This is a genomic window from Ammoniphilus soli (genome assembly GCF_040813775.1).
The window spans coordinates 1-12,760 of the sequence record NZ_JBEGDL010000034.1; the positions used below are offsets into that span (position 1 = coordinate 1).

The window sequence follows — 12,760 nt, forward strand, 5'->3', positions numbered from 1 at the left end:
GATTGTCTCAAAGACTTAGGGAAGTTTCCATACACTGACTTATTAGACGCTTACGATTTATCATCCTTATTTCGCATAAAAAGTTTCCACTAAAGGTGGTCTGGCTACCCTGTAATAGCTACAATCAAACTTTTATTAATTATTCGTTTTATATAGCTTGGTCACTAGCCAAGGCACCATCGCGGCATAGACCGCAAAGGCTGGATGGCAAGGGAAGGAATAGCGGGAATTACCTTCAAAGATCATCGTGACCGTTGTAATCATGAGGGCAGGAATCGTGAACAACACGAGAGCTAAACTTTTTTCCCAAGTCCCCAGTCCCATCTTCATTCTTTTACGCCGGCTCAAGGCCGTACCAAGGAAACCTATTAAGACAACGGGCATGGCTAAATAGTATGGAGACGCTAGGATACCATGCATGACCATCGTCACACGATGAATGACAGCTTTGGTTTGGTCCGATATGATCGGTTCATTAGATTCGAAGGCCCATTTCCAGTCCCAATTGGTATAGAAGGTCTCATAAAAGCGGTACAGCATCAATTGCATAAAACGTCCAGGGTTGTCTATAATCCATTCCTGCGCTGCTTCTTTTAGCCGTTGATTCATCTCGACCTCAAAGCGAGGGTCGCTCTCGGGATAGGAAACCTCGTGAATGGGACTACCAGGTATGGTGTAAGGGTCCATCCAGGCACCTGTCGCGTACGGATTATTGTTGACGTACAACACATATCCTCCGTTTGTTGTCATCGGAACAAACGCATCAAACACTTGATAATTTCGGTAGGTCCAAGGAGCAATCACAGCAATGGAAAGGATAGCAACCACGGCGGTTCGGAGGATCCCTTTCCACCAGACTCCTTTTTGAGCTGCCAGGGAAGTTCCTATACAGCGTCCGAGTTCTCCTATCACCACAAGAAAGCCGAATAATGGCGAGAGAGGTTTGACTAGGCTCATGCAGCCCAATAGCAGTCCTGCTCCAATTAGCCAGATCCATTGACGGGTAGCTCTTTTCCCTTGTTCTGGCCAAGATTTAAAATAGCTGGCTAAATATCCAAGCATGAGGGCATTAAATAGAAGCTCACTTCCCAGGACATTCACATAAAGAATTTCCTTCGGCAAGTAAATATAAAGGGTGGTTGCCAGCATGGCAACGCCGGACGGCAGGAAACGCTTTGCGATATGATAAAATAAAAGAGCCGATAGGAGGCTAAGTATCCAGTTCAAGCTTTTGGCTAACAATAGGCTTGGGCCAAACATCGAAAAGAAAAAGGCGAGAAAGCCGGGATAACCTACCCCCTGAAAAGCTGTGGTCCGGCCGAACATGACAAATCCATGCCCGTCAGCCAAATCGATGGCCGCTTGATAGTAACGGGCAAAATCAAAGATGGGCTGGGTATCTACATACCATACCAGATAACCCTTTAACATAAAATTAATCACAAATAATAGGGTAAATAAAACATGAATCAAAACCATGGGATCACCGTTCCTTCTGTAACGATGTTATGAGAAGCATATCCATTTGTCAATTCAGCGGAAAGATTTTTGTAAAAGCAGAAACGCCATGATAAAATAGATTTACAAAATCATGCAGGAAAGGAAACAATGACAATATGACATCCGAAAAGGAAAATATGAATATTCAGCAGGATGAAATCTTAAATACATCCAAACAAGGGAAGAAAAATATCAAGTTCATTTTAAAAAATGGAGTTCATATGGAAGGCTACGTGGAAGCGTTCGATCGCTATGTTGTTGTTATCCGCCAAACTGGGGACAAGCAGGCGATGATTTATAAGTCCGCGTTTTCTACCATTATTGCTTCATAAGCAAGTCTTATCAGAATGGTCTTGGTCATTATTTGACTAAGGCTATTTCTTTTTGGGTGTGTGTGATAAAATATTTGAAAAACTGAAGGTGGAGTGCGGAGTGAAAAAGGAGAAAATCATTGAATTACTCGTTTTGCTCGAACAGGATGCTAGGCAAAGCATTGACAAGCTATCCATGATGCTGGATATCCCACAAGAGCAACTCAAAGAAACCATTGCCCAACTGGAAAAAGACAAAGTGATTTTGCGATATCCTACTTTAATTAACTGGGACAGAATCCAAGGTGACGATAAAGTAACCGCGATGATCGATGTGAAAGTGACCCCTCAAAGGGACAAGGGTTTCGATGAAATTGCTGAACGGATCTATCGTTTTCCTGAGGTGAAGTCGGTCTATTTAATGTCCGGAGCCTATGATTTATCCGTTACCATTGAAGGAAAAACCATGAGGGAAGTAGCTTTTTTTGTGGCTCAAAAGCTTTCTACTCTCGATAACGTTATTTCCACCGCTACACATTTTATCTTAAAAACGTATAAGCATGACGGCGTCATCTATGATCAGCAAGATGGCGACAGAAGGATGGTTGTGACCCCATGAATCGACGATTATCTCAAACTATTCAATCCATTCCCCCTTCCGGGATCCGCAAGTATTTCGATTTAGCGAATACGATGGAAGATGTTATCTCCCTAGGAGTAGGGGAACCCGATTTTGTGACGCCTTGGTCGATCCGGGAAGCCAGTATATCCACGATGGAGCGTGGATATACGACGTATACTTCCAATAGTGGTCTACCTGAACTGCGTTATGAGATCGCCAATTATCTCTACGAATCTTTTCAAGTCCAATATAATGATCAAAAAGAACTGTTAGTGACGGTAGGGGCGAGTGAAGCCATCGATGTGGCCCTGCGAGCCATCCTTGATCCTGGTGACGAAGTACTCATCATTGAACCCTGCTATGTTTCCTATGAACCGGTAGTCAAGCTGGCTGGCGGGGTAGCGGTGAGTGTACCCACAACGATGGAAACCAACTTTAAACTTACGGCACAAGCTCTAGAGGAAAGAATTACATCCCGCACCAAGGCCGTGATCTTCTGTTATCCGAATAACCCGACGGGGGCCACCATGAACCGGGAGGACTGGGGTCCTATCGTTCAGCTTATCGAAAAACACGATCTATTGGTTTTATCTGATGAAATCTATGCGGAATTGAGCTATGACGAACCTCATTTCAGCTTTGCTTCCATACCGGGAATGAAAGATAGAACGATCCTGATTTCCGGCTTTTCTAAAGCCTTTGCAATGACGGGCTGGCGGATCGGTTATGCGGCGGGTCCAGAGGATATCATCTCAGCGATGACGAAAATCCATCAATACACCATGCTCTGTGCTCCCATTATGGGGCAATGGGCGGCCGTAGAAGCCCTGCGCAGTGGATTAAAGCTAAAAGACGAGATGGTCATAAGCTACCGTCAGCGTAGAAATTATATCAGCAAAGCCTTTCAACAGATTGGATTGGATTGTTTAGTGCCAGAAGGAGCGTTTTATGCTTTTCCATCGATTCGCTCAACAGGTCTAACCTCAGATGAGTTTGCTGAAAAACTAATCACTCATTCCAGAGTAGCGGCTGTTCCTGGTCATGTGTTTGGACAGGGTGGAGAAGGGCATATCCGATGCTCGTATGCAACCTCAATGGAAAACCTAGAAAAGGCGATTGAACGAATCGATCAATTTTTAAAGCAGATAAATTAACGAAACCGTGGGGATTCCCCACGGTTTTTTCATCTAAAAGCTAATAAGCTGTTGGTAAAAAAGAAATCCTATGCTATAAATAAAAGTGAAACCTTTTGTGGTGGAAAAACGTCTAAATAAAGGAAAAGCAGAAAATGAAGAATAAAGCGAACATATTGGGTGTTCCATTTTCCAAATTAACCATGGAAGAAACGGTGCAACTTATTCGTGATACGATAAATCAATCTCGAGACAAGCTCTTTCATGTGATCACAGCGAATCCCGAATTTGTTATGGGGACTCTAGAAGACCCTCAGTTAAAGCGCATCTCGGAGGACACCGATTTAATTACCCCTGATGGCATTGGCATCGTGATCGCGTCCAAGTGGAATGATGATCCGGTTTCCGAGCGTGTAGCGGGTTATGATCTGCTGATCCGTTTGTTAGAAGAAGGAGACAGACAGAGATGGACCTTTTACTTCTTAGGCTCAAGTGAAGAAGTAAGTCAGTTGGCAACCGACAAGATTTTGGAGCGCTATCCGAATCTTATAGTGGCAGGACGCCACAATGGCTTTTTTAAAGAAAAGGAAGAAGAAGTCATTGCCGAGATCAATAAAGCGAATCCTGATTTCCTTGTTGTAGCTCTCGGAGCTCCTCGTCAAGAAAAATGGATTTATGAAAACAAGCATCGACTACATACGAAAATCGCCATCGGCGTAGGCGGCAGCTTAGACGTAATAGCAGGAAAAGTCAAACGGGCCCCAGCCTTCTGGCAGAAGTTAAATCTGGAATGGTTCTATCGCTTGATATCTCAACCATCACGCTGGAAAAGACAGCTTGCCCTACCTAAATTCGCAATAAAAGCCTATTTTGCCGCAAAAAAGAAATGAATGCCATTTGACGCCATGCCTAGAACCGACTAAAATAATTTCGATATAGAGAGAATAAGTAGGGAGAGGATTTTTTCGTGGCTATGTATTTCCTATATTTTGCTTTGGCCTTAGTGTTAACGCTCATTGCAACTCCCTTGGTGAAAAAACTAGCGATCGCTTGGGGTGTCGTGGACCAGCCGGATCATCGGAAAGTTCACACCCGCATCATGCCGAGGTTAGGTGGTTTAGCGATTTACATTGCATTTGCGATTTGTTTCTTTTTATTCGTACCATTAACCAAAGAAGCATGGGGTATCTTCATTGGAGGAACCATCATCGTCCTCACCGGTGCCCTTGACGATAAATATCAATTATCTCCGAAAGCCAAGATGCTGGGCCAAATCATTGCTGCGATTGTCGTAGTGAGCATGGGACTTCGCGTTGAATTCATCAACCTGCCTTTCGAAGGGCAAGTTTACTTTAAGTGGCTGAGCATTCCAGTTACCATTTTCTGGATCGTTGGAGTCACGAATGCCGTCAACCTGATTGATGGATTAGATGGCTTAGCAGCTGGAGTCTCCGGAATCGCTATTGCAGCGACTATGGTAATGGCTTTTCTGATGGGAAATACGCTTGCCATTTTGTTGAGTGTGATTTTGTTAGGTTCAGTCATTGGTTTCCTATTCTATAACTTTCACCCTGCAAAGATCTTTATGGGGGATACGGGCGCGTTGTTCTTAGGTTTCAGCTTAGCAGCGCTATCTATTCTAGGATTTAAGCAATTAACAGTTATTGCCTTCTTAGTTCCGATTCTAATCTTAGGCGTACCATTATCTGATACGTTCTTCGCAATCATTCGTCGAATCGTGAACAAGAAACCGATTTCCGAGCCGGATAAAAACCACCTGCATCACTGTTTGCTGGGAATGGGATTGTCGCATCGCGGAGCAGTGCTTGCGATCTATATGATCAGCGCAGTGTTTGCCTTATCGGCAGTATTGTTCTCCCAGTCCACCTTATGGGGAGCAGCGATTATTGTAGGGGCCGTCCTGATCATGTTAGAGTTAGGCTCTGAAGTGATTGGATTGGTTGGGAAGAAGAATCGACCTTTGCTTCGGATGGCGAGGATTATTCGTGTGAGGTATAAGTTGGCAAATAGGTCGTGGAAGTAGATAAGACAGTAAGAAAAGCTTGGGAGGATTGCCCAGGCTTTTTTACTGTGATTGGATAGGATCCCAATAAATTGTTAAATTGCTTTATATCATACACTGCATGACTTGGAGTATATATGGTAATATGGTATAGTCGTCGACAACATTTATCAAAAACTTACAATCGTATAATTTGACTTGATATAAATAGATGGATGACAAAGAGGAGAGGAATTATGAATAACGGAACACTATATTAAATTTTTCAAAAAATAAAAAGAATAATTTCGATTTATTAAGGTTTGTTGCTGCAACTCTTGTTATTTTTTCCACTCTTTTCCTTTGTCCGGCAGTGAAACCGAACTCTTTTCTAAAATCTCGAAAGGTCAATGGACCTATGGTAGGATAGTGATTGGCATTTTTTGTTATAAGCGGATTTTTAATAACACAAAGTTTTGACCGTAATCCAGTATTAAAGAACTATTTATTATCCAGGATGCTTAGAATCTTCCCAGGGTTAATATTTGCAGTACTTATATCTACTTTTATTCTTGGGCCATTGGTTACTTCTTTACCGCTTAATGATTATTTAAAACATCCCCAGACATATAATTATATGCAAGGAATTTTATTGTTCCTAGTGCAGTATGTTTTACCTGGTGTTTTTGAGGATAACATATATAAGCATGCTGTAAATGGTTCAATATGCACTATTCCATAAGAAATTCTTTGTTATTTGATTGTAGCCATATATGGAATGTTAGGCTCATTCAAGAATAGAACGGTTATATTGTATGTGTTTCTGATTACTCTTTATTTTCGTTTGTAGTCAAGGTGTGTTGCCTGAAAGGGTACTTGGTGGAATAGATTGGTTAACCTTAATGTCTGCTTATAGAAATTTCCTGATTTCGTTTCCGGTGATCTTAATGTAATCAATTTTTTCTTGGCATTTCGTAGAAAAGCGTTTCTTAAATCTTAAGAAACATTTATCAAAAGCACATGCTTTTAATTCTTTGAAGAAAACTGGTTAAGAGGGAGAAAAATGGGGAAATTAAACAATGTATTAATTTCGATTTTGGAAACGAGAAAAATTATATTTGAGCTGTCGAAAAATGATATTAAAACTAGATATCTAGGATCCTATTTAGGAATTTTATGGGCACTTGTTAATCCTATTCTTACAATACTTATTTTTTGGTTTGTCTTTGAAATCGGATTTCGGTCCAAACCAATTGATAATTACCCTTTTATTGTATGGCTTATGGCTGGAATCATACCATGGTTCTTTGTTGCTGAAAGCTTGAATGGTGGAACTAATTCTATAGTAGAAAACAGTTTTTTAGTAAAAAAAGTGGTATTTAGAGTTAGCTTGCTGCCAATCATTAAGGTTTTTTCCGCTTTAGTATTCCACATGTTTTTCTTAGTTCTTTTAATAATAGTCTTACTAATGTATGGTTATAAACCTGATTTTTATAGTTTGCAAGTATTTTACTATCTGTTCTCTAGTTTTATTTTTGTTGTCGCAATTACGTGGATAACGTCTTCACTTACGGTCTTTTTAAGGGACATTGGACAACTGGTCGCGATGCTCCTTCAGTTTGGTTTTTGGTTATCTCCTATTGTTTGGTCCTTAGACATAATACCAACTGAGTATCGTAGCTTTTTGAGATATAACCCGGCATATTATATTGTGGAGGGTTACAGAAATTCCTTCATATATCACAAGTGGTTTTGGCATGATATAAGCATGACAGTATACTTTTGGTCAGTGACAATCATCCTGCTAATTATTGGAGTTGTTATGTTCAAAAGGTTAAAACCCCATTTTGCTGATGTTTTGTAAGAGTTTTTAGAGGGGGAACAGATTGTGGAAGTTATTAGTATATCTAATGTATCTAAAGCTTATAAACTATACGATAATCCACTAGACCGAGTAAAAGAATCTATTATTCCTTTTTCATCAAGAAATTACCACAGAGAGTTTTTTGCGCTGAAAAATGTTAATCTCGTAATTAAAAAAGGTGAGACTGTTGGAATTATAGGTAAAAATGGTTCTGGAAAATCAACACTTTTAAAAATGATTTCAGGAGTTTTGACTCCAAGTACTGGTTCTATTGCGGTAAAAGGAAGAGTCTCGGCGTTGCTAGAATTAGGTGCCGGCTTTAACCCTGAATACACTGGCATGGAAAATATATTTCTTAATGGTACAATTATGGGCTTTACGCGAGATGAAATGAAAAAGAAATTAGATGAAATACTAACATTTGCCGATATTGGGGACTTTATTCATCAACCTGTAAAAATGTATTCTAGTGGAATGTTTGCCAGACTAGCGTTTGCTGTGGCGATTAATGTTGAGCCAGAAATACTTATAGTAGATGAGGCGCTAAGTGTAGGGGATATGGCCTTTCAAGTTAAGTGTATGAATAAAATTAAAAGTATGATGGAAAAAGGATGCACTACTTTATTTGTAAGCCATGACATTGGGGCCATAAAAACATTATGCAATAGGGCTGTTTATTTGGAAAATGGAGTAATAAAAGAAGTTGGAGATAGTGGTAAAGTTTGCGATCAATATATTAATGATCAAAGAGCGAAGCATGAGTATCTCCGAAAGAAAGATTTTGGTAGTGACAATATCCAAGTAGCTGGAAATAAAGATAATTTTCGATTTGAGTTCTCAGAGATTGATAGAGACCGTTTTGAAAAAGCTGTAGCTTCGACTAGAAAAGGAACTGGTGAAGTAAAGATTATCTACTCAAGAATAGTAGATGAGGATGACCGAGAAATAAACGAGATAGAATTTAATCAAAGAGTAACAGTTAAGGTGTATTATGAAACACAAGTTGAAGTTCCTGAGATTGTAGCTGCTATACACATAAGAGATAAAAACCAGCTAGAGATAGTAGGTACAAACACTAAGTATGAAAATGTTGAAATAAAAAATCTACCTAAGGGTTCATGTGGTGAAATCAATTTCACTTTTACAAATAAATTGAGAGCTGGAAATTATTCGCTTACTTTATTAATGGTTGATGCTATACCAACTAATACATTCTTTGATAGAGTTGATAATGCGGTTGTTTTCAAAGTAAATGATGAGCCGAATAAAACGAGATGGGCACTGGTAAGCCTACCGATGGAAGTTGCTTCTAAAATCCAATGAAGGGAAAATCTGTTATGGATCAAACCTTAAGTAATTTCCCATTAACGCTCGAGAGTAATGATCCCTGGTTCACTGAAACTGATAAAGATCTTTTAAAAAGAAAAGAAATTTTACTCGCAGAGATACCACAAAAAAAATATAAAAATGTGCTCGACATTGGATGCGGAAATGGCTTGATAACTAGAGATCTACCTGGAGAAAAGATCTTGGGAATTGATAACTCTAAAAGTGCGGTAAGCCTAGCAGCAAATAATATTAATAGTAAGGTTTCATTTAAATGTTTATCAATTTATAATATACCCCAAATTAAAAATGATAAATATGATCTTATTGTACTATCAGGTTTGATGTATCCGCATTATATTAAAGAGTCATTATATCTTATATATTGTATTATCGATCAACATTTGTCGGATACAGGGATTTTAATTACTAATCATATTGATAAATGGTATAAAGCTAGATTTCCGTTTTTGATGGTAAAGGAATATTATTATGAACATCTTGGATACACGACTAGAATAGAGGTTTATACAAAATGATATTAAAATTTTCGGGAGTTTATCCGTGGGCTAGCGAAGGTTCGGTTGATTCTGATAGCTTTTACCGCCAAATGATACAACTCAACTCCAAGAAAGTTGTTTCCCTTGAAGAGTATGATTTAAAAAATGATGAGCATGTCGTTATAGTAATTGAAGGATCGCATGAGGTACTCGAACTATATTATTTACCAATATTGAAACAATTCTCCTACCCTTTTGAATACTTTTATCCGATAGACCTATTAAATTCAGCTGAGTCTAATTTATTAGACAGGTTTATTAGTATTGTTATTAATGGGGGGAAGATTCAATTAAAGGCTTCGAAGAGAGATTTAGCAGATAAATATCCACCTGATCTTGAGGGGTTAGATAGTATAAAAAAGGATGACAGTAATTTTCGTTGGATTATGGATTCTTCGGAAGATTTAACTTATATTGAATCAACATTGCAACAGGAAAATACCAAATATAACGTTATTAGCGTAGGTTCTACAACATTATTTAAAAAGGCCACAATAGCAGTTATTATTGCATCCTATAATTACGGTCCTTTTCTTGCTGAAGCAATTGAATCTGTACTATACCAAACAATACCTCCTGATGAAATCTTAATTACCGATGATTGTTCCACTGATAATACAATGGAAGTCTCTATGGGATATACAAAAAAATATCCCAATTTAATTAAATATAATAGGAATGAAGTAAACCTGGGAATTGTAAAAAATTTCAACAAAGCCGTTTCACTTACTACATCGGACTATATTTGCTTTTTAGGTGCAGACAACCGATTTAGAAGTGATTATCTGGAAAAGACAATAGGAATCCTTGACTCGAATGATAAATGTGGGATTGCCTATACCGATTTTGCTCTATTTGGTCCCCGGGCCAAGATAGTTTATGATGGGTTTGCTGAAGAACGAAGAGGACCTGTGAAGGAGAATTTCTTTATTATTAATTTTCCCGATTTTAATCATGAGTCTCTTAGTTTGTTGGATGCAGGTCATAATTTTATTCATGGATCGTCTATGTATAAAAGAAAGGCCTTTGATGATGTAGGCGGCTATATTGAAAAAGAGTCAACTCCAGAGGATTATAACTTGTTTCATAGAATGATCAAAAAGGGGTGGAGTGCGAAAAGGGCTCCATATCCATTACTTGAATATCGTCAGCATTCAATGGATCAAGCCAATATTAAAATGATCTCTTACGCAGAACTTAACTTCTATAAAGAACAATATAAGGAAAAAAACACTATTATCGAAGAAAAAGATAAATATATCACATGGCTAGAAAAGCAGGTTAGTGAAAGGGATGAAGGAATAAAATGGCTTCGAAATCAGGTGAAGGAAAGAGATGAAGCAATTGAATGGTTAAAAAACCAAATGAAAGAAAAGGATTCAGAAATTCGCTCCCTCCAAGAGCAGCTCGAAGAATTAGAGGGAAAGAAAGAAATATATGAGGGTGAGATTGAAGAAAAAAATAAAATGCTGGAAACTCTTCATTGTAAAAAACAGCGTATATATGAACTTGAATCAGTAATAGCTGAAAAAAATAATACAATAGAGAGAATGCAGCATAACTTGAACAAACTTATTAGTCAAGTTGAAGTTAAGGTAGCACTCAAAATTAGAAATTTGTTTAGGGACAATAAGAGGATGTGAATATAGAAATGAAAACACTAGATATTATTCTAGTCTCTTTTAATTCAGAAAAGTGGATTGAAAATTGTTTGTCAAGTATTGAAAAAGTCAATTATCCTTTGAGAAATATATATCTAACATTTGTAGATAATAATTCAAGAGACCGATCATTAGATATTTTACAAAAATATAATAAAAAAGCCCTTTTTGGTGGCTTTAATGTTATTGCTCTTCAAGATAATGTTGGTTTCGGACCAGCTAATAATATAGGTGTAAAGAATACCCAACAACCCTATATTTTTTTCCTAAATATTGATACTGAACTAGAGAAGGATTCTATATCCGAATTGATTCAAGCTGCAGAAACCTCGGATGACGATATTGGCTTATGGGAAGCTCGACAGTTTCCTTATGAACATCCGAAATTATATAATCCTGTAACAATGGAAACCAGTTGGGCTAGCGCTGCAGCCTGTATGGTTCGAAGAGATTATTTCTCCTCCATTGGAATGTTCGATGAGAATATTTTTATGTATGCCGAAGATGTGGACTTAAGTTGGAGATTTAGAGCCAATGGTTACAAAACTGTATACGTACCTAAAAGTATCGTTTATCATTACACCTATATGAGTGCAGGCGAAGTAAAGCCAAATCAATTCTATAATAGTACGTATAATAACCTGATGTTAAGGTATAAGTTCGGCAACCTAAAGGATATTTTAAATGGCTATGCTTTATTTAACAGTCTCTTTGCTATTAAAGGACCGTCTCCAGATCATAAAAAGGTTATTCGAAAAAATTTGTTTCGTAGTTTTGTAGAAGGGCGTAAATTCAGGAAGTGGAAGAAAGATAATCGAAACGTAACCTTTAAGCCCGATTTCAAAGGGTGGGACTATGAGTTGATTCGTGATGGTGCTTTTTATGTAAATGAACTTGCCGAAGAGAGACCGCTTGTTTCTATAATAGTTAGAACCTGCGAAAGACCCTCTGTATTAAGAGAGACTCTAATAAGCCTGAGAAACCAAACTTACAAGAATATTGAGGTTGTAGTTGTTGAGGATGGACCAGATGTTTCTAGAAAGCTTATTGAAGAAGAATTTTCTGATTTGCAAATTGTATATAAGGCAACGATGGAAAAAGTGGGAAGATGTGTAGCGGGAAACATGGCTTTGGATTTAGCAAGCGGGAAATATTTAAATTTCTTAGATGACGATGATCTGTTTTACGCTGATCATGTTGAAGTTCTATGTACATCCCTAGCCAAAAATCCGCAGTATAAAATTGCATATTCCATTGCTTTTGAGACACCGATACAAATTTTATCTAAGGAACCGTATCAGTATAAAGAATTATTCCATAATGTACAGTATCGAGAAAAGTTTAATCGTCTAGTTTTGTTACACCATAATTACTTCCCTATCCAAACGGTTATGTTTGAAAAAGAGGTATATAAGGAATTAGGAGGGTTTGATCTGTCCCTAGAGGTTTTAGAAGATTGGGACCTTTGGTTAAGATATGCCTTAAAATATGACTTCTTATTTGTGGAGAAGCTTACATCAATATACCGGGTACCTGCTTTACCTCAAGTAAATCACGAGAGACAGAAATTGTTTGATGATTATCTTAATATTGTAAGAGAAAAACACTTTAAACATAATATTGAGGTGTCAGCGGGGGAAATATTCAAAGATGTAGAACAAATCCTTAATCGTCCCCAATCAGTTATATATCAGGTGAGTAATACTTCTTGGAAAGTTATTGCCCATAAAATACAAAAAAAATTATATACAAAAATAAAACAATTATTATTATCAAGATAA

General features: G+C 37.9%; 12 protein-coding genes. 11 read left to right on the forward strand and 1 reads right to left on the reverse strand.

The window, feature by feature from the left end; all coding sequences use genetic code 11:
* Window positions 1-135: 135 nt before the first annotated feature.
* Complete coding sequence (locus ABLT31_RS31615; RefSeq protein WP_367759220.1) at window positions 136-1,479, reverse strand: ArnT family glycosyltransferase; 1,344 nt, start codon at window positions 1,477-1,479, stop codon at window positions 136-138.
* Window positions 1,480-1,637: 158 nt separating this feature from the next.
* On the opposite strand from ABLT31_RS31615, the gene ABLT31_RS31620 reads away from it, so the two are divergent.
* From ABLT31_RS31620 to ABLT31_RS31670, 11 genes are all read left to right on the forward strand, one after another.
* Entirely contained in the window at window positions 1,638-1,832 is a 195-nt protein-coding gene (locus ABLT31_RS31620; RefSeq protein ID WP_367759222.1) for an RNA chaperone Hfq, read from the forward strand.
* A gap of 100 nt (window positions 1,833-1,932) precedes the next feature.
* On the forward strand, window positions 1,933-2,430 hold the full coding sequence (locus ABLT31_RS31625; RefSeq protein ID WP_367759224.1) for an Lrp/AsnC family transcriptional regulator: 498 nt from the start codon (window positions 1,933-1,935) through the stop codon (window positions 2,428-2,430).
* Entirely contained in the window at window positions 2,427-3,587 is a 1,161-nt protein-coding gene (locus tag ABLT31_RS31630) for an aminotransferase (protein WP_367759226.1), read from the forward strand. Before ABLT31_RS31625 ends, ABLT31_RS31630 begins: the two co-directional genes overlap by 4 nt.
* Window positions 3,588-3,721: 134 nt before the next feature.
* Window positions 3,722-4,456 (forward strand): WecB/TagA/CpsF family glycosyltransferase, encoded by a 735-nt coding sequence (locus ABLT31_RS31635; RefSeq protein ID WP_367759228.1) that lies wholly within the window; start codon window positions 3,722-3,724, stop codon window positions 4,454-4,456.
* An 83-nt stretch (window positions 4,457-4,539) separates the two neighbouring features.
* Entirely contained in the window at window positions 4,540-5,610 is a 1,071-nt protein-coding gene (locus ABLT31_RS31640; protein ID WP_367759309.1) for a glycosyltransferase family 4 protein, read from the forward strand.
* Between the two features lie 391 nt (window positions 5,611-6,001).
* Complete coding sequence (locus ABLT31_RS31645; RefSeq protein WP_367759230.1) at window positions 6,002-6,310, forward strand: hypothetical protein; 309 nt, start codon at window positions 6,002-6,004, stop codon at window positions 6,308-6,310.
* Window positions 6,311-6,631: 321 nt separating this feature from the next.
* Window positions 6,632-7,432, forward strand: a complete 801-nt coding sequence (locus ABLT31_RS31650; protein ID WP_367759232.1) for an ABC transporter permease — start codon at window positions 6,632-6,634, stop codon at window positions 7,430-7,432.
* Between the two features lie 24 nt (window positions 7,433-7,456).
* Window positions 7,457-8,755: an ABC transporter ATP-binding protein gene (locus tag ABLT31_RS31655; RefSeq protein ID WP_367759234.1), complete on the forward strand. Its 1,299-nt coding sequence runs from the start codon at window positions 7,457-7,459 to the stop codon at window positions 8,753-8,755.
* Window positions 8,752-9,297 (forward strand): class I SAM-dependent methyltransferase, encoded by a 546-nt coding sequence (locus ABLT31_RS31660; protein ID WP_367759236.1) that lies wholly within the window; start codon window positions 8,752-8,754, stop codon window positions 9,295-9,297. The genes ABLT31_RS31655 and ABLT31_RS31660 overlap by 4 nt, the downstream gene beginning before the upstream one ends.
* Complete coding sequence (locus ABLT31_RS31665; RefSeq protein ID WP_367759237.1) at window positions 9,294-10,961, forward strand: glycosyltransferase; 1,668 nt, start codon at window positions 9,294-9,296, stop codon at window positions 10,959-10,961. Before ABLT31_RS31660 ends, ABLT31_RS31665 begins: the two co-directional genes overlap by 4 nt.
* 8 nt (window positions 10,962-10,969) lie before the next feature.
* Window positions 10,970-12,760, forward strand: a complete 1,791-nt coding sequence (locus ABLT31_RS31670) for a glycosyltransferase family 2 protein (protein ID WP_367759239.1) — start codon at window positions 10,970-10,972, stop codon at window positions 12,758-12,760.

Bases quoted from the DNA above. Each gene is read 5' to 3' on its own strand.
- ABLT31_RS31665 (WP_367759237.1), top strand. From the start codon at position 9,294: ATGATATTAAAATTTTCGGGAGTTTATCCGTGGGCTAGCGAAGGTTCG.
- ABLT31_RS31650 (WP_367759232.1), top strand. From the start codon at position 6,632: ATGGGGAAATTAAACAATGTATTAATTTCGATTTTGGAAACGAGAAAA.
- ABLT31_RS31620 (WP_367759222.1), top strand. From the start codon at position 1,638: ATGAATATTCAGCAGGATGAAATCTTAAATACATCCAAACAAGGGAAG.
- ABLT31_RS31670 (WP_367759239.1), top strand. From the start codon at position 10,970: ATGAAAACACTAGATATTATTCTAGTCTCTTTTAATTCAGAAAAGTGG.
- ABLT31_RS31640 (WP_367759309.1), top strand. From the start codon at position 4,540: ATGTATTTCCTATATTTTGCTTTGGCCTTAGTGTTAACGCTCATTGCA.
- ABLT31_RS31635 (WP_367759228.1), top strand. From the start codon at position 3,722: ATGAAGAATAAAGCGAACATATTGGGTGTTCCATTTTCCAAATTAACC.
- ABLT31_RS31615 (WP_367759220.1), bottom strand. From the start codon at position 1,479: ATGGTTTTGATTCATGTTTTATTTACCCTATTATTTGTGATTAATTTT.
- ABLT31_RS31660 (WP_367759236.1), top strand. From the start codon at position 8,752: ATGAAGGGAAAATCTGTTATGGATCAAACCTTAAGTAATTTCCCATTA.
- ABLT31_RS31630 (WP_367759226.1), top strand. From the start codon at position 2,427: ATGAATCGACGATTATCTCAAACTATTCAATCCATTCCCCCTTCCGGG.